The sequence below is a fragment of the Flavihumibacter solisilvae genome, from assembly GCF_000814475.1.
GTDB classification, from domain to species: Bacteria; Bacteroidota; Bacteroidia; order Chitinophagales; family Chitinophagaceae; genus Flavihumibacter; species Flavihumibacter solisilvae.
In genome coordinates this window covers 1-21,559 of sequence record NZ_JSVC01000005.1, presented here as the reverse complement: position 1 = coordinate 21,559, position 21,559 = coordinate 1, and the positions used below count along the sequence as shown (strand labels likewise).

The 21,559-nt window shown below is 46.4% G+C and carries 12 protein-coding genes; 2 read left to right on the top strand and 10 right to left on the bottom strand.

Annotation, left to right across the window (positions count from 1 at the left end):
- Position 1: 1 nt before the first annotated feature.
- The 4 genes from OI18_RS04435 to OI18_RS04420 all read right to left on the bottom strand — a co-directional run bounded on the left by OI18_RS04435 (position 2) and on the right by OI18_RS04420 (position 9,208).
- Complete coding sequence (locus tag OI18_RS04435; protein ID WP_160290192.1) at positions 2–1,996, bottom strand: glycoside hydrolase family 2 protein; 1,995 nt, start codon at positions 1,994–1,996, stop codon at positions 2–4.
- 27 nt (positions 1,997–2,023) lie between these two features.
- Entirely contained in the window at positions 2,024–4,597 is a 2,574-nt protein-coding gene (locus OI18_RS04430; protein ID WP_039137551.1) for a glycerophosphoryl diester phosphodiesterase, read from the bottom strand.
- An 11-nt stretch (positions 4,598–4,608) separates the two neighbouring features.
- A complete protein-coding gene (locus tag OI18_RS04425; protein WP_039137550.1) occupies positions 4,609–6,087 on the bottom strand; it encodes a RagB/SusD family nutrient uptake outer membrane protein in 1,479 nt (492 codons plus the stop codon).
- Between the two features lie 61 nt (positions 6,088–6,148).
- Entirely contained in the window at positions 6,149–9,208 is a 3,060-nt protein-coding gene (locus OI18_RS04420) for a SusC/RagA family TonB-linked outer membrane protein (RefSeq protein WP_052272864.1), read from the bottom strand.
- A 173-nt stretch (positions 9,209–9,381) separates the two neighbouring features.
- Here OI18_RS04420 and OI18_RS04415 point away from each other — a divergent pair, with 173 nt between their 5' ends.
- Together OI18_RS04415 and OI18_RS04410 are read left to right on the top strand one after the other, a co-directional pair.
- On the top strand, positions 9,382–10,545 hold the full coding sequence (locus OI18_RS04415; RefSeq protein ID WP_039137549.1) for a LacI family DNA-binding transcriptional regulator: 1,164 nt from the start codon (positions 9,382–9,384) through the stop codon (positions 10,543–10,545).
- A 65-nt stretch (positions 10,546–10,610) separates the two neighbouring features.
- Positions 10,611–11,495, top strand: a complete 885-nt coding sequence (locus tag OI18_RS04410) for a hypothetical protein (RefSeq protein ID WP_039137548.1) — start codon at positions 10,611–10,613, stop codon at positions 11,493–11,495.
- Between the two features lie 266 nt (positions 11,496–11,761).
- Here OI18_RS04410 and OI18_RS04405 read toward each other — a convergent pair whose 3' ends face one another.
- The 6 genes from OI18_RS04405 to OI18_RS04380 form a co-directional block, all read right to left on the bottom strand.
- The gene (locus tag OI18_RS04405; RefSeq protein ID WP_240312718.1) at positions 11,762–12,805 is read right to left on the bottom strand and encodes a PorP/SprF family type IX secretion system membrane protein; all 1,044 of its coding nucleotides are present in this window, start codon (positions 12,803–12,805) and stop codon (positions 11,762–11,764) included.
- Positions 12,806–12,823: 18 nt separating this feature from the next.
- The gene (locus OI18_RS04400) at positions 12,824–16,468 is read right to left on the bottom strand and encodes a DUF7948 domain-containing protein (protein WP_152616725.1); all 3,645 of its coding nucleotides are present in this window, start codon (positions 16,466–16,468) and stop codon (positions 12,824–12,826) included.
- Between the two features lie 48 nt (positions 16,469–16,516).
- Positions 16,517–18,646 (bottom strand): ATP-dependent DNA helicase RecG, encoded by a 2,130-nt coding sequence (gene recG / locus OI18_RS04395; protein ID WP_240312717.1) that lies wholly within the window; start codon positions 18,644–18,646, stop codon positions 16,517–16,519.
- 16 nt (positions 18,647–18,662) lie between these two features.
- Positions 18,663–19,868, bottom strand: a complete 1,206-nt coding sequence (locus OI18_RS04390; RefSeq protein ID WP_052272863.1) for a glycosyltransferase family 2 protein — start codon at positions 19,866–19,868, stop codon at positions 18,663–18,665.
- A 94-nt stretch (positions 19,869–19,962) separates the two neighbouring features.
- A complete protein-coding gene (locus tag OI18_RS23610) occupies positions 19,963–21,120 on the bottom strand; it encodes a sugar transferase (protein WP_052272862.1) in 1,158 nt (385 codons plus the stop codon).
- 32 nt (positions 21,121–21,152) lie between these two features.
- Positions 21,153–21,559 (bottom strand): response regulator (locus tag OI18_RS04380; protein ID WP_039137544.1); only part of this gene is annotated, 407 nt, incomplete at its 5' end.

Below are 21,559 nucleotides of genomic sequence, written 5' to 3'. Positions count from 1 at the left end.
GTTATAGTTTTTTCTCCAGGATCACAAATCCTCCGGGCTTTATCAATTGCACTTGCATGCCACCCGTGATTTCGATCGTTAACTCCTGGCTCTGCCCCGGTGTCAATGTATTCAACGGTAACAACTGGTCGCTGCACTTTAATTTGTATCCTCTTAATGTATAAGAAGGGAAATCCTTTCTCGCTGTAACTTTTATCGTCGCTCTACCAGTTGTTCTACCAATCAATTCAACAACTGCAGGCGCAAATTCCTCTTGCCAGGCCAGGTACATACCACGTTTTTCTCTCTGCGGCGATACCAGTCCCCAGGGTCGATAACCATTCGGATTCGTACCTGGGAAGCGGCTGAGGTAATCATTAAAGGTCCATACCGACGCGCCTATGAGGTAATCACACTTCCTGAAATCCTGCATAGCTTTTTTCAACCGGGCCACCCGCTCTTCCTCATTCTTAACGCCATCGGTCCGCCAGCCAAACTCACTTACGTAAATCGGTTTGCCGGGATAGAGCTTATGAATCCTTTCCAGGTGCAGCAAATGATCGCCGTAAATGTTGGCGCTTACAAAATCGACATATTGAGAAGCTTCCTCTTCCGGTGCTTTAATAAAATCCCGGAAAACGATCATACTGGCGAAAGTAACGAGTCGCGAATCATCTAATGATTTGACAAAATCTTTCATGTCACGCACCCAGGCCCGGCCTTCTTCCGTCTGCGATGGAAATTCATTTCCTACACTATAAGCGATCACACTCGGATGATTCCAGTCACGCTCTGTCATCTCACGCATTTGTTGTTGAAATTTCCTGCGCATCATGGTATCGCTCATCTGTTTCGGGGTAAGCTGCCAGTTACCTGGTTCCGTGATAATCAACAGACCGTTCTTATCCGCCCAATCCAGCATTTCTTCAGAAGCAGCGTGATGATTGATCCGTGAAAGCTCCATGCTGCCGCCTTTAATTAGCTGCATATCTGTCTGCAACACCTCATCAGTTTCCATGGAGCCTGAACCTGGATAATCCAATGGCCTGTTACAACCGCCCATTTTAAGTGGTTCACCATTCAACAATACATGCACACCATTTACTTCTACCTTGCGTATGCCGAAATTGTAATGAACAGTCTGATCACCGCAAGTGACGGACACTTTATAAAGATGTGGCTGATCCTGGTTCCAAAGCCTCACATCCGCTTTCGCCATAGTTCCTACAAACGCTGCTGTTTTTGCAGCACCTGCTTCAACGGTTATATTAACCTGCTTCCATGAAAGATTAATTTTTTTATCGCCGTCAAACACAGCGGCCGTAATAGCCCGTGATGAAGTCTCAGCAGAACTGTTTCGCACATCAGCAATGATCCGGATAACAGCCGAACCTTTTTCCAGGTCGGGATCCGCCGTAATCTTTACATTGTTGACAAACACTGCCGGTCTTTTGATGATATAAACAGGCCTTATAATACCACCATAATTGATCCATGGGTAAACCTGCTGCGAATTGATTGAAGCCGAACTGACATTTGTTTTTGCGCCAGGGATCGTGGTTGTATCCCATGAATTATCTACCTGGATCGCAAGGGTATTCCGGGACTTTAATAAATGTGTGATATCTAACTCAAAAGGCGTATAACCTCCTTCATGACTACCGGCCAGTTGACCATTGACCCAAACTTTGGCTTTATAAAAAACAGCATCAAACCTTAGAAAGCTATGCTCATTACCCGACACTGATCCTGTAAACTCTCTGAAATACCATGCCGACCCTGTATATAAATAATAACGGGGGTCCGTTGAAAAGCAATGAGGCACTTTTACTTTATCAAAAGATGACGAGTTGAAACCGGGTTCATACCATCCCTGCGTTTCGCCCACCCTTACCGGGTCTAATGCAAATGTCCAGTTACCGCCAAGGTCCACTTTAGCTTTTGGATCATGATGCTGGCTCGCTGCAGAATTCCCAAAGATTGCCACCAGGAAGAACAACACAAATATTTTTTTCACCAGTTCCATAGTATTTCTATTCTCAAATTAATTGACTGATATCTCCATTACATTCACTCCAAATGACGGAATTGTCATTTTTCCCTCCTTAATATCCTGGTTACCGGACAAAGACTTTATCCTGCGAATACCTTTTACTTTATCCAGTTTTCCAGGATTGAAACGAAGATTAAACGTTGTGCTTTGCGCACGATTATTCAGGATCACAACATAATAGCGCTCATTGTTTTCCGATTGCGCCAGGATATAATCTATAGCAGGATGATCAACATCCACAGCTCCTTCACGGATAATCAGATTGCAGTTATTGTTGTAAATTTTTCCTGGCGCAAAACCATAAGTTTGATGCGGGCCTACTTTGGGTGTAACAAAGCCACGGGGAAATATAACATTGCCTCGCGTGCGTAATTCGGCTTCTGCCATCAAATAATCGGTGATCCATCCAATCTGCCACCACGCATGATGGGGATAAGGTCCCGCACCACGATTCATCGCATTCCAGTAATAAGAAGCCACACTGGTTTTGGAATCGACAAATGCATCACGGCCAATAGCACCAGCCCTGGCCATATCGGAGAAAATGGATTCACCAGTGATCTGTGACATCCGGGTAAAAAAACCCGCGTGACTGCACAATTGTATCGGACCATGGATATTAGCAGAACCAAGAATACCGCCATGTTCAAAGCTCAGCCCAGATTGAGAGATCTCCCAGTCTTCCCTACTGATTCCACGAACTTTTTTCGTATCAGTACCCGCCACCGGATGTGTGTAAATGGAATTCACATAGGTCTTTGCTGCTATAATTGCCCCATCTCTATATGCCGGCTCTTGAGTTACTTCGAAAAGATCGAGCATTGCCTGCCCGGTCTGGGCCGTTGCAAAATCTGCAACGTATCTTGCATCACCACACACGCCAAGATAACTGCCGGTTGCAATACTATTTGCCAATATCCAATCCGCTCCTTTCCTTGCCGCTTCAAGATAACGCGGCTCCTTTAATATTTTATAAGCAACAAGCAGTCCGTAAAATGTAGGTCGTACATCCGGTATGTCTTTAAATATTTCCTGCTGCGTGGTATCGTCATACGCTACTGCCCAACTCCCATCAGCCTTCTGCTTACTCATTAAAAATTCAGCTCCCATCCGGAGTCTTGCATTTAATTGTGCATTGCCTGGTTCAAACAATAAAATGTTTCCAATATCCAGCATGGTGTAGTAAGTGACACCGATCGGCTCAACGATCTTGCCCCATTCTTCTACAAACTTTTTTGATTTGGAGAGATAGTACTGCCCGGCTACTGCTCCTTTAAAAAACCCTGTATCGTTCTGTTGCGCGAGCTTGAAATTGAGCGCATAGGGAATCACTTTTGATTTCAAAAAAGGATCGTCAGTGGCTTTTGCAAGGTACCACATCGCGCCATAGTCTGCATTTTTCATCGCATCGCGATTGGCACCCACTACTCCACCCAGATAAGCCTGCGCGCCGATCTGCATTCCATTAAAGTCCTCAACTCTCCATAAAGAAGTAGCTGAATCAATCACATAATGGCGCATATTCAAAACCCGGCTGGTAAGCGATTGTTTACTTTGACGCAATGCAAGCGATTCATTAAAGCGGTACACATCATTCACCGCATGTTTGATTGCCTTAAACCAATCGCCATCGATAATACTATACCGGAAACTGTACGAAATGGTTTCTTCTTTTTTCAAGTACGATTTTGTTTCACCAAGCACCGGGTAATAAAGCGTTGGAGCCAGTTCAGCTTTGCGGTTCATGTGTGACAATCCAATAAACCAATCCTTGTGTGTGAAAGTATCTATCGCCCATGGATCACGATCCATTCCCGGTTCCGGTATTACTGAAACAGTGAATCCCTTTTTCGTTGAAATGATCGGGCACAGTGTGCTGGCACAACGCTCCCTGTATACCACCGGCAACCCGGGAATTCCCATTCCGTACGCGTATGCTTTGATGAAATCTTTCTGGATTGCATTTCCCTGGAAATAGCCAGGCACAGTTGCCCAGGTCAATTCTTCTTCCTTCACCGAAACAAGAGTGGGCGTCGCGAGCGAGAAATAGCCGTCTCTTTTTATTCTCAGTTGCTGGTTTACCACTATATCATTGGGGTAGCGATCATCTAATTCAAATGTTGAAATAATAGTCGCCTGTTCGGCTTCATACTGAAACTGTACCCGGTTTTTACTAACCTGTTTCCCTGATTGAAAAAAATAATGGATAGCGTTTCCTGCCGTGTTTAACGCTACACCATTGGTGAGCGTGTTCCAATCCCTGTTTTGCCAGGGATAATTTTTGCCGGGAAACGCACCTCCTGTATTTTTTTCAAATGTCCGGACGGCATCAGGACCAGGAGCCTGCTCACTATAAATTAATGTTCCTTCACCTGAAACATTCTCCAGTTGTTTCCATTGCCCGTTTTGTCGCACGGACAAATCGGCAATTTGCCAGCCACTGCCATTTTTCTCCCAATGGATCCGGAGTTTCGAATTGCCTATTGAAAGACCTGATTGTGCCTGTAAGTGCCTGAAGCCTGCAAGTAATATTACTAATAAAACCAGGCGTTGAAATCTTTCCATGTTTAAAGTTTTTACTTCCAATCAGGGTTTTGCTCAAGTTTTGGATTTGCATTGATCTCTTCCTGCGGAATAGGAAAATATTTGTGTTTGGCCTGGGGCGTGCGTTGAGGATAGACATCATTGACAGCCGCCGGTATCACCGTTAAAAATTTACCAGTACGGGTCAGATCATACCAGCGATCTCCTTCTGCAAAAAATTCCCATGAACGTTCCTGCAACACTGCATCGATAAAGGCGTCCTGGCCAAGACCAGGTTCCAGGTCAGGCAGGTCGGCCCTTCTGCGTACCGCATTGATATATTCGTAAGCAATGGTAGTTCCGCCATTCATCCGGGCCTCAGCTTCCGCTGCTATCAGGTACATATCAGCGAGCCGGAATATGGGAATGTTACAAATGATCCCCGCCCTGGATGTCGGGTCCTGGTATTTTTTGATAAGCACAGCTTTGGTAGTGATTGGTGTAATACTTTTTTGCGGAACCAACTGGCCGCTTTTGTTTACATAGGTTGTATCCAGCAACAATCTTCGCTTATCGGCAGGGTCAAATGAATTATAGAATGACTGGTAAGCAAACATAGACCCGAAGGAAGTGGTGGCAAATTCAGGTCCTGCACTGGCAGGCGGACCACAAAGTCCTGTAAGCTGATGTGATCGGCCGGGCGTTATGGGGTCGACTTCAAATGCCCACATATTCTCCACACGCGCAGCATCTTCCTTGTCGTACTTGTATACATCCACTACGTTTGGCAGTAAAAAATATTTTCCGGATGTAATTACCAACTGTGCTTTTTGTAATGCCGTTGCCCAATCTTCATTGTATAAAGCGGCCTTTGCATACAAAGCATTCACCACTTCACTGGAGGGACGGCCTTTGTCAACAGAGGGAAAGGAAGGAAGTCCCGAAGCTGCAGCCTTATCCAAATCACTATAAATTTGTTTGTACACATCCGCTTTGGCACTTTTCGCAGTGTAAGCTTCCTTTAGCGAGGTGCTTGGCGTTGTCTTTACCGGCACATCGCCAAAATTTTTTGTAAGCGTCCACAAGAAAAAGGCACGTAAAAAATGAGCTTCCCCAATCACCTGGTTTTTACGTGATTCATCCATCACGGCCTCGGGAAGTTTGGCAATGATCCAGTTTGCCCTTTCTATACCACTGTAACATGAAGCCCATACTTGTTGTGGCGTTTCATTAAGACGACCACTGGTTCGGGCAGCTGTAAAAAATGGATCATAGGTAAATAAAGTCAGTGTATTCCTTCCCACTACAGCTCGTGGATAGGATTGATCACTGCTGAAATCGGATGCCATAACTGCCGCCGGCCCCGAATACATATCCGCCATCGATCCATATACTGCAATGATCGCCTTTTCAGCATCGGATGCTGTTTTATAAAAAGTTTCAGTAAAAGCCGAAGAGTAAACAGTTTCTTCTTTGACACAGGAAAACAAACAGCTGCAGCCTGCCAGGAAGAGTATGATATATTTTTTCATCCGTTCAATTTTTATACTTTTTGGGAAGAAAATTCTGAATTGCCTCGTTTGTAGTTATCGTTTAAAACGCTAATTGAACACCACCCAGGAATGTCCTTGCCTGGGGATATACGAGGTTATCAACACCAATGGCAGTATTCGATCCGGCATAGGTATTTACTTCAGGATCAAAACCGCTATAGTTCGTTACTGTAAACAGGTTGTTGGCACTTATATATACCCTTAAATTCCGGATGCCTTTCATCTTTGGCAAAGTGTAACCAAGCGTAATGTTTCTACAACGCAGGTAGGACCCGTCCTCGATTGGATTGTTGGTGATTGGCAAACGCCCTCCCTGGAAAGCGCTTACATATTCGTTGCTTGGGTTGGTAGGCGTCCACCGGTTCACAAGTCCTTTATACATGTTGCGCTGGCCAAGAGGCATCTCAAATGACAGGCTTGCTGCATTGTATATCTCGTTTCCCTGGGTGCCCGAGAAGAATGCACTAAAATCAAAGTTTTTAAAAGACAGGTCAGTAGAAAATCCATAAATGAAATCGGGATTAGGATCGCCTGTTATCATTTGGTCATTGGAATTGATCGCGCCATCCTTATTCAGATCCTCTACCTTGTAACCTCCTACTCTTCCATCATAGCCTGGCAGTATTACATCTCCGGTTTGATTAATACCATCAAAAACATACGTTTTAAAAACACCCAAAGGCGATCCGACTTTCAGGAGAGAATAAGCTGTAATGAAACGTTCATTGGTAACACCTCCATCCAGGTCCATCACTTTATTTCTATTAAATGTGATATTTCCGGCAATATTCCATTTCAGACCTCCATCGAGGATTCTGGCGTTGGCAGAAAGCTCAACCCCTTTGTTTTGCATTGAAGCAAAGTTCCCGGTGATGGTGCTGTAACCAGAACTCAGCGGAAGTGTCATCACATACAACAGGTCATTTGTTCTCTTATGATAATATTCAACCACTGCATTTACCCGGTTCCGGAACAAAGAAATGTCCACGCCAATATTGGCCTGCGATGATTTCTCCCATTTCAACTCCTCGTTTGCAATACCTGTAGGGTTAATTCCTGTATAATAAGTATGATTGATATTGTAATCGCCGCCGGTACCGGCCACAAGTGGCAACGATTGATAAGGTTCTATCCCACCTGCATTACCTGTTACACCAAAACTACCCCGTAACTTAAGATCAGAAAGCCAGTCCAGGTTTTGTAGAAATGGCTCTTCGCTAACACGCCATGCTGCAGCAACGGCGGGAAATACTCCATATTTATTGTTTGCCCCAAATTTGCTGGAACCGTCAATACGGGCTGTTACGTCGAGAAAATATTTATCACGAAACCCATAGTTGACCCTGGCCATGTATGATTCAAGCTGTTGTTTGGAACGGTAGCTTGATACGGTCCGGTTAAGTGCCAGCTGAAGCGCTTCGTTTTTCGTAACATCATTGGGGAACCCGTTCGCATTAATCGTGTTTGAGTTACCTGTTTCAACCTGTGCCGCAAACACCGCTGTAGTTTTAAAAGTGTGATCTTCACCAAAACGTGTGGCGTAAGTAAGGATGCTCTCATGTAACAACGCAGTAAAGTTGGAGTTGCCCTTCGAGGCCGAACCGGAGTTGTCATTTAAATCAGCCTTGTTAACGATTGACCGTGGTGAATAATAATCATTCAGGCTACTTTGTAAATCCGCATTAAATGAGGCACGATAGGTCAAACCTTTTGTAATGGTGGCGCTACCGTACACGTTGATCAGGTAACGTTTGATCGTTTGCTGATTGAGTACTGATGCAAAGCCAAGTGGATTTGCCACTTCCCTGTACCGGCCATCCCCCTGCTCACCAAAAGGGAAAAGGCTGCCATCAGCACGATAAGGTTGCAAAAAGGGAGGTGCCCCAATGGCTGCGCCCAATATGCTGCCGGTTACCACCGGTCCGTCGCCAATTGCGGTTGATCCCGTGGTAGCACTATTATTTACCCCATAAGTTCCCAGTACGCTTGTGCCTATTTTCAGCCAGTCGGAAACTTTGTGGTCAAGGTTCAGGCGGACAGAGTAGCGTTTGAAGTCTGAATTGATAATGATTCCTTCCTGGTCAAAATAATTCAGTGACAGTGCCAACTGGGTTTTCTCATTGCCGCCATTAATAGACAGTTGATGATTCTGAATACGCGCATCCCGGAAAATAAGATCCTGCCAGTTTATACCTTCGCCTAAAGAGTCAGGATTTGAATAATAATTATTTTTAAATACTTCGTTTTCTAACCTGGCAAACTCCGATGCATTTAATACATCGAGTTTTTTTGCAGCCCGCTGTGTCCCGAAATAGCTTTCATATAATACGCGTGTCGCCCCTGATCTGCCTCTTTTCGTAGTGATCAGCACTACGCCATTTGCAGCCCTTGCGCCATAAATGGCAGAAGCAGAAGCATCTTTCAAAACTTCAACTGATTCTATATCGTTTGGATTTATTGTGGAGAGGGGACTTAAACTATTTATGCCTCCTCCATTTGAGATCTGGATACCATCTACTACGTACAATGGTTCTGATGTTCCATTAATAGAATTGGTTCCCCTGATCCTCACACTGATGTTTCCACCTGGTGCGCCAGAGTTCTGGCTTATCTGTACACCGGAAACACGCGCCTGCAATCCCTGAGCAACATTCGCCACCGGAGTCTGCGTAAGCTCGGACGCTTTTACAGATGCAATAGACCCGGTGGTCTCAATTTTTCTTTGAGTACCATACCCCACCACTACCACATCAGTTAGCTGCACTGTGTTTTTTGCAAGTGTAACCGTAAATTCATATTGGTTATTTACCTGTCGCTCAAGTGTAGTATATCCTGTAAAGGAAATCACCAGGACAGCATCGGGAGTGATGCCTGTCAATTCGAATTGACCATTGTTGCCGGTAATAGTGGAGCGATTCGTGTTTCTTACGTTTATCGTAGCGCCGACAAGTGGTGTACCATCGGCGGAAAGGATCTTTCCTTTAATAGTTGTGCTGCCTTGTTGTGCCATGGCCACAGGCATCAATGCAGGAGCCAGCAATAAAAGTAAACTACAGAGGACAACAACAATCCATAAGCAGTCTTTTCTTTTCTCGTTCATGCAAGCAATTTTAGTCGTTAAGGTTATAAATCAGAGCAATATTAATATAACGATGAGGCATTAAAATCAGGCGGATAACCGAAAACTATTGCAAACGCTCCCGCAATCGATCCCGGTAGTTAGATTTTTTTTACGTAGGTTTGAAATAAACAAACAAGGATGATTGATCCAATATGATCCGGTGTCCAAAATGCAACCAGGTACACGCCATCAATCGATCGGGAATAGTGCGCGGCATGCAGCGATATTTTTGTAAAGATTGTGCGTCCTATTTTACCATAACTAATAATACCAAACCTGCCCCTGAGGTAACCGGTAATAAGAAGCATATCACAACTATTGGTGATATTGCCCGTGCACTTAATATTTCAAAGTCCACCGTATCACGAGCACTTCATGAACATGGCGACATCAATGCCGCTACTAAAAAGGCCGTGACGGATATGGCCCGTAAGCTGCATTATACGCCCAATCTCCTTGCGCAGAGCCTGGTTAAAAGCCGCAGCAACACGATCGGAATTATCGTTCCGGAATTTCTAACTTATTTTTTCCCTACAGTAATAATTGGCGCAACGGAAGTCGCAACAAAAGCAGGCTTTAATGTGGTGATATGTCAATCGCAGGAATCGCTCAAAACAGAGATAGCCAATGTAAATGTTTTATTGGCCAACCGGGTGGAAGGAGTTTTGATTTCGATGACTAAAGAAACTAAAACATTTGATCATTTTCGGAGTTTGGAACGACACGGTGTGCCGATGGTATTTTATAACCGGGTGTGTGAAGAGATAGACTGCCCGAAGGTTTTGGTCAACGATTATGACGGCGCTTTTAAAGCAACTACGCATTTGATCCAGGCCGGGTTTATGAATATTGCACACATTGCAGGGCCGGTATCTCTGCGTTTAAGCAATAACCGCTTAAACGGTTATATGGATGCATTGAAAAAAAATGGGCTATCTGTAAAGAAAAGCCTAATCCTTCATACCGACTTGTCAACAGAAGGCACAAAACAGTGCGCAGAAAAATTACTATCCATGAAAAACAGGCCGGATGCCATTTTTTGCGTCAACGATCCTGCGGCTATTCAGGTGATGTTAATGGCAAAACAAAAGGGAATTAAAATACCGGAAGAACTGGGCGTTGTTGGCTTTAGCAACGACCCTATGGCTTCAATCATTGAACCTTCACTTACCACCGTTTCACAACCTGTCGCTGACTTGGGACGCACCGCGATGCGACTGTTAATTGCCAGTATAAAAAATGGAACAGAATCAAAAGAACCCATATATCTCGAAACTGAACTGATCATTAGGGCATCCTCTGTAATGGCCACTTAAAACAAGTTCCCGGAACAAACTGCCCGGCGTGACTTTCCCCGCATAATTGGTCGTAACTTACAGTAGTGGAAAGGAAAAGTGACATACAGAATGAAGCGAGGGACTTCCAGGTGATCAGTCCCTCGGCAAAAGCCTTGTTGCTCCTGAAAGGGATCACTAACGTCCCCTTTGCACGCACTGCCGCCGAACTGGTTTCGCTGCCCGACACATATGAACCTGAATTTCAGAATAAGGATATCGCGTTCTGGAAGCGGGTTGTGCATTTCGAAGAAAGATACTGGTCTGTGGACCAGCTTTTATCACAGCTCGATACCAGCAATGTTCTTGAACTGTCTTCGGGTTTTTCTTTCCGTGGATTGGACCTGGTTACCAGGAAAGATGTTCATTATACCGATACCGACCTTCCGCAACTTATCAGCCAGAAGAAAGAACTGGTTGGACAGCTGACAACCAGGCTCGATCTTCAACTGAAGGGCAAACTGTCAATGCAACCCTTAAACGCACTTGACGAAGGACAATTCACGGAAATAGAAAGCTCGCTTCCTGAAGGACCGGTAACAGTGGTAAATGAAGGATTGCTGATGTACCTGGATGTCGAAGAGAAGCGGCGACTTTGCGCAAATATCCATCGCATGCTGAAAAATCGTGGTGGCTGCTGGTTAACCGGTGATATCTATACCCGGACCCAACTGGAAAGGCTGGCGGGAAACGAAGACCCGTTGAAAGACCTGACAGACCAGCAACACATCGAGGAGCGGATGTTTGGCAGTTTTGAACAGGCGGAGCAGTTTTTTGAGGAATCCGGCTTCCGGGTCGACAAAGTAGCAGATGCTAATTTCAACAGGCTGAGTTCGATTGGCTACCTGTTGAGCCTGCTTTCATCCGAACAATTAAGCCAGCTGGAAGCAACTCCCCCCTTCCGTGCGACCTGGCGATTGAAAATAAATTGATTTGACGATGCTGTTCGTGTTATGGGAATGGTCGTTCATGCCATTATTTGTTGAATAACTTGCCATTCATGCTCTCCCGCCTGGTTATTCATGCCAATTCCTTCGGTGGAGCTCTGACTTTTCTCCGTAATTCGTCCGGTATTTCTTCGGTGTGAGCAGCACTTTTTATGCAGGTTTATTGCAGTTTTCTCTGGCTCTCCCGGCTCTCTCCCGGCTCTCTCCCGGCTTTATGGACTAACTGTGACCTGAGTGCCCCCTTCACATCATCAAAACCTCGGACAGAGCGACTGCCTTATTGACCCATTGTACTCGTTATAAAAACCTTGCTTCAGCAGCGAGAACTCAATAGCGCCTTTTGCATTATTGTACGTGGAAAGGGAAGATGTGGTTATGTCGTAGGTGAAGCTCATCCGGAAATTCTTCCACTGGAAACCGATTAGCGGAATAATCGATTCGCTAACGCGGTAATACAAACCGCCAAGCACCTGGATCTCCCCGTCGCCACTCAGGTTGTAATTTGCGCCAAGTCCGCCCACCAGTTCAGAAGCCGCTGCCTGCGTGGTGTAATAGGCCATCGGGTTCAGGATTACCTGGTCATTCATCTTGATACTCGCATTCAGAAAACCAATGTATCGCGGAGACAGCCGGTTATCAAACCCGTTTTCTGCAAAGAAAGTTTCCTTCGGACGATTCAGGTGATGGACAGAAAAACCTCCATTTACATACAGGTTTTCCGTTGGAAAATACGCATAGTTCATCCCGGCCTGGATATCAACATAACTAGTACTGGTAGAATTAAAGACCACATTGGTCGGAATGCCCGCATCAAAGAACCCCGTGGCCTGGTTGAACTGGTCAGGGAATTTCAACCTGGTGGGGTCAATGCGTTTATTAGCCCAGCCCACATTAAAACCTGCAGATAACAGGCTCGCGTAACCCAGCATCTGGTGGTAGGCCAGTGAACCATAAATTTTGGTTGAGGTCAGGTTTCCGCTTCCGGCAACGTCGCGCAGTACAACACCTCCCAGTCCGACCCAGCCATTTTCGATCCTCTCACGAAAAACCTGGGCATCACCGAAAATGCTGATGGTCTTATAAGGCACCGACATTACATTGATCCACTGGTTGCGATAGTTCGCTCCAATACGATAATCTGCATCTGGGATGAATCCGGTATTGGCGGGGTTGGTAGTAAGCGGCGAATTGAACCATTGTGAAAACCTCAGGTCCTGCGCCGATACAGTTCCGGTCGCCAGGCCGCAAATAAGGCATATCATCCATAACCGCCACTTAAACTTATAGCTTCGCATCGTCTGTTCTTTAATTGGTTATCGGATCAATGTAATATCTCCTTTCCTTGTCGTACGGGTTCCATCAGTGAAATCGATTTCGAGAACGTATGCATATACATCCATCGGCTGTACGACGCCGTTATACTTTCCATCCCATCCTGCTTTTGTACTATTGGATTCAAACACTTTCTGGCCGAAGCGGTTGAAAATCATGAACCGCATTTTTCCAATCGCATACCCCCTTACAAATACCATGTTGTTAGGTGCCGGACCTAATGGTGTAAATGCATTCGGCACATCCACTTTCGGAACCACAATAGCATCTATCTGCTGGCAAACGGTATCCGGACAACCAGCCTGGTTGATAGCAACGAGGCAAGCATCGAACCTGCCAGTCTTATTATACTGGTAATCTACCGGTGACCGGCTTGTGGTTTCAAGCGACTCACCTTCACCAAAGTTCCAGATGAATGAAATGGCATCCGGCGATGAGGTATTAGTAAATGTAGTAGGCGTATTCTCGAGCGGAGTTACCGGCGCAAAGGTGAACCCTGCCGTTGGCGCCGACTGCACCAGCACGTTCCGGAATGTTGAGTCTACTATGTTACAGGTGTTAGGATCTGTTACAGTAAGTTTCACCCGGTATGTTCCCGGTGTGCTGAAAACTTTCACCGGGTCACGGTCGGTCGATGTGGTTCCATCGCCAAACTCCCACAACCAGGTCTGTCCTGCAATTGATGTATTGGTGATCACTGCTGTGTAGGGTACACAACCATTTGGTAATTCAAACTGTGCCTTTACCAGCGGGCTCAGGTTGAATTCCTTCACCAGTGAATCCCCGTCATTACAATAGAGCGTGTCCTGCACAATCAGGCGTACGCGGTATGTACCGGCTGACGCATAGGAATGTGTTACGCTGTTAGGGCCTGCAACCTGTCGCGTCCCATCACCGAAGTCCCAGATGAAACTTGTATCCGAGAAAGGTTTCCTGGGCGGTGGAACAGATAAATTATCGAAGCGGAACGACAACGATTCACATGGTGGCAGTTTGACGGCATTGAAATCAAGCAGTGCCTCATCGGACCTCACCCTGATGGTCAGGTATGCCGTATCACGCAGGTTACAACTGTTGGTATCGAGGGCGATCAGCCGTACCTGGAAATTCCCGATCGACGTGTAGGTATGTTCGATCTGGAAATCGGTAGTCGGCACATCAGGGCTCCCATCACCAAAATTCCAGATATAACTCTGCGCGTTCTGGATGGTATCACTAAGCATCACTTTCAACGGTACGCATCCCGAAGTATCGTAAACACCGTTTATTGACGCGGATACCCCGGCACCTACGCCGGCATAGTTAAATGCAATTTTCAAGGCCGCGAGGTTACATTCTGCCCCTGCCCCGGTCTCGTGTGCTCCGGAATACCCGCTGGAGCAGCACCATGCTCCGGGCGTTATCGGAAACCTTGGCCGGGCACCCAGCGACTGGCTGTAACAGTTGGCACAAAGCGCCTGGTAGATCACGCCATTCTGGTCAAAACGGCTGGTACCTCCGTCAACATGTTCGGAAAAGTTTCCATTCTGCCCGTAGAATGTCGCATAAAGAAGTTCAGCAGCATTTCGCTTGATGACTATGAAATAGAAATCGTTATTGTCTGTGGTTTTTTTAATGGCATCTGCGGTTACAGGCAAGCCCAGCGTGCCCTCCATCGAATATTGTGCAAGGTTATTTCCTCCCCAGCCACTCACATAAATATTTTCGCAACGGTCGACAAGGAAGGCAACAGGAGAAATATTGGGTAATGCACCGGTTGTCCCGAATGTTGTCGTGTATTCCCAGGCAGAAAGGTCAAGTTTGAGTTTGCCAATAAATTGTTTGGCACCATCTGTTCCGTAGGCAGCATTTATCCTTGGCCACTTGCCATAGGTTACGCCCATAACGTACGGATCGCCATCACGGTCAAACTCAAAACCCAGCACGGCATCTGTTGAGCTGGTCCCGATATATGTAGACCTTGTCAAAGTGCTTCCGTCATTTGTGAATACCGCAACAAAGCCATCTGTCCTGGGTCCGTTAAAGTTTGGCCCGAGTGTACCTGCCCTGTTACCAGGGAAATCATCGCTCATGGTAGAGCCGCAGATCCAGATGTCACCGCTGATGGGACTTACACCCAGCACAAATGCGGCATCAAGGTCCTTCCCACCGAAGTAGGTAGACATCAGGACATTGTTAAGGTTTGGAGTGGTCTTTATAAGCACGGCATCCTGTTGGCCGTTCAGGGCTCTGTCAGGTGCATTTGGCGTAGTATAGAAGTCAGTGGATTGAGTACAGGAAGCAAGGTAGATGTTCCCTGCACGGTCAAGGATCACTTCGCTCCGTGCATCATCACCATAGAAATTGAGCAGTCCGCGTGGTGCCCCGGAATGGCTGTCTCCAGTATTAATTCCATCACCACCCTGTCCGCCGATCCTGATGGAACCAATAAGTCCGGATCCACTTGCATTCAGTTTGGTAAGCACGATATCCCATCCGCCCTGCGGCCCATAACTTTGTAACGACGGGTAGTTTGGTGAAGCGGTACGGCCTGCTATAATGAGATTGCCCTGTCCGTCAACGATCAGGCTGTGTGGCTGATCCGTCGTATTTCCGCCGAGGTATGTGGCATATGCCCGTTGTGAACCGGTAGGGTCAAACTTCATGATCCCCATATTGAAAGGAGTTTGCCCATTGGTAACCTGGAAAGTAGTCTGAAAGGCACCGGGAGAAACAGGGAACCCATTTCCGAAAACAATCCCTCCACTGTACAGCGATCCGTCCGGACCATAGGTTGCAGTATACCCCCAGTTATCGGCACGGCTGCCGGTAAAAGTTGCGAAGATGAGTGTTGGATCAATCACCAGGATTGAATTCTTATCGTATTCACCGACAATGAATCGGACCGTGTTGCCTTTTACCTGGTATTTTGCATCAATTACTTTTCTTCCCTTTACATTATTCTGGTAAGTGTAGGGAGGCATTTCACGAATGTCACCTACCGTTGTGCGCACAACCAGTTCTCCTTTGTTTACAAATATTTTGGATGCGCCGTCATACCGCATCGCAATTTTTGCCGGATCACCACCGGGACGAACAACAAAATCATATTTCACTTCACCTTCATTCGTATAGTACCGGATATCAATATTGGGATAAACATCTGTGTAAGTAACGGTATTGTATATACGACATTCACCTGCCCATTTGGAGGGGTCATCACCAAGAAAGTAATTATTGTATCCTGGCAATGGTTTGCTGCCTTCGATCTTTATTGATGAAGAAGCGCCTTCCAGTTCCATATTATAAGAATGTGAACGGATCACCATTTTGTCGCTTACCTGTCCACCACCTTTCGGATTACCGGCAGATTTGTTGTCTAACCCACCCCAGCGTGGATCATGCGAATCATGTGCATGACCGTGTGAAGCAGCCGAAATAGCTGCCATGTCCTGTGGATGGTGCTGGAGAATAGTAAATCCGGTCTTGCGCAGGAAGATTGCGCCATGACCGTAATCGCCCATAAAGGTTACCTGCTTATCCCACTGACCTTTGTTTTCAACAAATTCAAGACTGTTGGTATTCTTTTGGGCGAAGGCCGGAAAAGAACATAGGGCCAGCAAAAATATGTGGAGATACTTTATCAAGGTCTATTGAATTTACATCAAAAAATCGAATAATGTTTGCACATCCGCTCACGATATCTTGCTCCACGCGTGCTTCCCTTTTTGTGAATGGAGATATGCCTTTAACCGCAAATTTTCTGCCGATTGTAATGACGGATCTGTTACCACCACCGACTCTGCAAATTGTTTTGCTGCGTCCAGCCACGACTTGTCACGTACTATATCTGCCAGTTTAAAATTGAGCATTCCACTTTGCCTTGTTCCCTCAATGTCACCCGGACCACGGAGCTCAAGATCTTTTTCTGCGATCAGGAAACCGTCATTCGTTGCACACATTGTCTTCAACCTTTCGCGCGCTTCATTGGTTATCTGGGGACCTGTTAATAAAATGCAAAAACTCTTTTCAGAACCTCTTCCAACCCTGCCCCTTAGCTGATGTAATTGTGATAAACCGAATTTCTCTGCGCTTTCTATAACCATCACACTTGCATTCGGCACATTTACACCAACTTCTATAACGGTGGTTGACACCATGATCTGAGTATCATGGCGCACAAATCGTTGCATGTTGGTTTCTTTCACATCCGGTGTCTGCTTTCCATGTACCATACTGATCCAGAATTTCGGTTCAGGAAAAAACGCCTTTACATTTTCATATCCGCGCATCAGGTTTTCCAGGTCCAGCTTCTCCGACTCTTCAATCAATGGAAAAATGATATATGCCTGCCGGCCTTTATCAATTTCACTCCGGATAAAATCCATTACACTCGCCCTCGCATATTCATAACGGTGGACAGTGGTAATTGGTTTCCTCCCGGGCGGCATTTCGTCAATAATACTGTAATCGAGATCACCGTAAGCTGTCATTGCAAGTGTGCGGGGAATCGGTGTAGCGGTCATCACCAGGATATGTGGCGGGATAGCAGCTTTTTTCCATAAGCGGGCACGCTGCTCTACTCCAAAACGATGCTGCTCGTCAATTATTGCCAGTCCGAGGTTCTGGAAGGCTACTTTCTCTTCCAGCAGGGCATGTGTGCCGATGAGCAGGTGGATTTCCCCTGCGGCAAGTCCCTTCAGGATCTTTTTCCTTTCGGCAGCTTTTGTTGAGCCAGTAAGCAATGCCACGTTCACCGGCATATCTTTCAGCAGGCCTGTTATTCCTGTATAGTGCTGGGTTGCGAGAATTTCTGTTGGCGCCATGAGCCCCGACTGGAACCCGTTATCTGCAGCCAGCAGCATGGCCAGCAGGGCAACCATTGTTTTCCCGCTGCCGACATCGCCCTGCAGCAGCCTGTTCATCTGCCTGCCGTGCGCCATATCCTGCCGGATCTCTTTCAGCACCCTTTTTTGCGCTCCTGTAAGTGCGAAAGGGAGATATTGATGGTAGAAGGTATTGAACAGCTCGCCTACCTGCGCAAACACCACTCCTTTAGAATAACGGTGACGTTCAAGCCTGATAAGCCCCATGCGCAGTTGCGCAATAAACAGCTCTTCAAACCTGAGCCTGTCCACAGCTGCCTTGTATTCTGGCTCGGATGCGGGAAAATGAATCCGGGAATATGCTTCGAACCTGGTGGGAAATCCAAAATGGCGCACAATGGATTCAGGCAGGTTTTCAGGAAGGTCGCGTTCCGTAAGGGAAGACACGAGACCCGATGTCAGTTTCCCTATCTGCCTGCCGCCAAGTGATTTTATTTTCAGTTTTTCCGTGCTCGGGTAAACAGGTTCGAGCCATGACCTGCCGCCTGCTTTTTCAGGCGTGTAGTTTTCCATTTCCGGATGCGTAATCTGGAGAGTACTATTAAAATACCCTGGCTTCCCGAACACGAGGTAAGGCCTTCCAACTTCTATTCCCTTGCCGATATATTGAATTCCCCGGAACCACACCAGTTCCATTTCACCTGTTGCATCGCGAAGGGTGGCCACAAGACGTTTGGACCTGTTCTCGCCCAGTGTAACAATTTCAGTAATGGTACCGGCTACCTGCACATAATCCATCGATTGGTTTACCGAGGCAATTGTATTCACCTTTGTCTTGTCAATATGACGGAGGGGGAAATGATCCAGCAGGTCCTTAAACGTGAAAATCTGCAGTTCTTTCTTCAGGAGATCCGCACGCAACGGACCTACGCCTTTCAGGTATTCAATGGGACTGGATAATATGGTGGCGTCGAAGCTGATCTGAGGGATTTTGTACAAAAATAAGCGAGCGCAACTATTTCTGCTGATCCTGTAAACCGGTAAATGATTTCGGGGTATGAAGAAACTCTTTCCGGCCCCGGCGAATCCTGAATAATGCCTTCAGCATGGTTACGAGCAGGAGCGGCAGGCTCAGTACCGCGCGAACCGTTTTGGCGGAATAATATTTTGATGGCATTGCAATAGCCAGGGTGAGCATGAAGAAAAGAAGCAGGCTTAACCACCAGCCCGGCAACGGGAAGAAGAATGCCCAGCCAGTGGCATATCTTACAATAACCATTAATGTGATAGCCAGGAAGACTACAAGGTAAAGTGATCGGGGCAACAGCAGGTTCTGAATTAACTTATTGAAATATTGCCTGCCTTTGTGAATGCCTTTAATGTCGGTTTCGAAAAAGCGGCGGAGATGATACCATTGCGCTTCAAGCCACCGTACCCGCTGTTTTTCGAAAACATCGTGCGTGGCTACTTTTTCATCCAGCACCCAAGCATCAGGAATATAGATCATCCGGATGTGAAATTTAAGCAGCTGCATGTCGATCTCCCTGTCTTCGCCCGGGTTCTCGAGAATAGGTGGCCAGTTAAAAATCGCTTTTATCAGGCGGATATCAAAAGCCATTCCCGAACCGGAGAGCGCAGCAGAAAGTCCCAATGCCTGCGGCCCAAGGCGGAACAGGTGATTATTGATCTCTTCGCTGACTGCGTCGAGCAATGCCACATTTGTCTGTTCGTTTTTCGCGGTACGGTGACACTGCATCGCCCTGCATCCTGCCTGGAAGTATCTGTTCACCATGTGAAGGCAACCGGCTTTCATGATGTTGTCCGCGTCCAGCAGCATCACGACATCCACTTCGTTTTCCTTAAGTGACTGAAGGCCGGCATGTACGGACCTGGATTTCATACCTGTCGCAATTTCGATTACACTGATGCCCAGGCCCCGCAGATCCTTAAGGGTTCCGGGCTGCAGTGAATCTGCAACAACAGTAACAGAAAATTTATTGGCAGGATAGTCGTGGGAAAGCGCCTCAGTTACGGTATGAACAATTACATGGTCATCGCGGTAAGTCGGGATAATAATACCGATACGGGCACATATTACAGTTTCCGGTGGCGCATCTTCCTTGTAAAATAAACCTGCAACTGCCATAATCAGCAGGTAGGTAATGCTGCAGAATAGATAAATGAACAGCACAAGACCAATGATATGAATGAATGTCAGCACAGCAGTGGAAAATAGATAAAAAACTCCGTACCGGAAACATATATGCGAAAAGCCGGCTTGGCCGGCTTTCCTTATAAGAAACTGGATGAGTCTGTCAGCCGTTAGATTTCTGGATCAGGGCTGGCGGCGTATGGGCAATGATCCAGAGATCAAATAAAAAGTTTTGCTTCTGCGAATAGGCAATGTCAAGCTTGATCCTCTCCTCAACTGACATGCAATGCCTGTCTTTCTTCCGGATCTGCCACAGGCCTGTAATGCCTGCCGGCGCCATGAACCGCTGTGACCATTCATCAGTTGTCAGCATTGACGCCTCATACAAGGGAAGCGGGCGGTTACCGACAATTGACATATCGCCAAGGATCACATTGAAAAGCTGCGGCAATTCATCGAGACTGGTATTGCGAAGGAACTTTCCAAATTTTGTGGCACGCGGATCATCGGAAACTTTAAAGAATACCCGGCCCTGTGCTTCGTCAAATTCATTCAGGTGCTTCAGTGAATCAACCTGCGTATCGGCACCGAACTGCATAGTGCGGAATTTATAGAAATTGAATACGCGGTATCCCCTGCCTGCCCTTTTGGAGATATAAAAAACCGGTCCTTTGCTTTCAGCCATAATTCCGAAGGCAATGAGGATCATCACCGGAAGAGTTATGATGATTCCCAGGCCTGCAATAACCAGGTCGAACAGTCTCCTGCCGGCGCTGACCGTACTTTCCTGGCTCAGCTTCAACATCAGGTTCATCTTTTCCTGAGTTCGCTGTTGCTTTTTGCTATTCACCCTTTCCAGGAAAGATATGCGTTGCAGAAGTTTGGTATCCGCTTTCCTGGTATCTATCACGTCATCGAATAACCGCATCAGGATCGCCGCATCACAGGTTGTTTCAGTTGTACCTGATTTATCCATGATCATCGGGATTCCCCTGAATTTTTCAGTTGACTTCAGGTAAGTGCACAGTTCAGCAACTGTGGTAAGGTCTACATTGCTGTCAATGATGAATACATTGGGACTTGTTTTTTCCTGCTGATCGATCCTCCTTAGTATATTGAGTGCTTTACTGACGTTTTCCGCTGCATAACCCCCATCAAAAAGCTTTACCAGGTAGTCGATGCTTCGGGTGTTTTTTCCAATATAAAAAAACTCCCGCGAGTGAAGCTGGGCAACAGGTGCAGTGTCAGGTTCCCGGAAGATGGAATAACGGCGATAAGTGGCAGTGGGATTGGTTTCGGTAAGTGGTAAAATCTGCTCCATTCAGGTACAATTTTTCTGGTTCAAGGTAAGAGTCACACTACTTTCAATACTTTACGATCAAATGTGGACGGAACGTTAATCAGTGCCTTGAGCGTTTTCTTAAGATCAATTGGATTGAAGGGCTTACGGAATGCAGCATCTACACCATAATGAGCGCATTGCGCATCCAGTTCGTCCTGCGGAATGGATGAAATTACCAAAAGCGGAATGTGCTGGTAAAGACCACTGGTCTTGAAATATTCAACTATTTCCCATGGTTCAGTATCCGGTAATACCGGATCAACAACGATCGCATCAGGAAGGTCTGACTGTGATATCCAATAAATGGCATCCGCGGCTTCCGAAGTCGTTACGGGAGTATATTCATCATTTAAAACAGTCTGCAATAAAAACCGGATAGCTTTGCTCTCCGTGATCACTAGTATCTTTCTTTTCATCC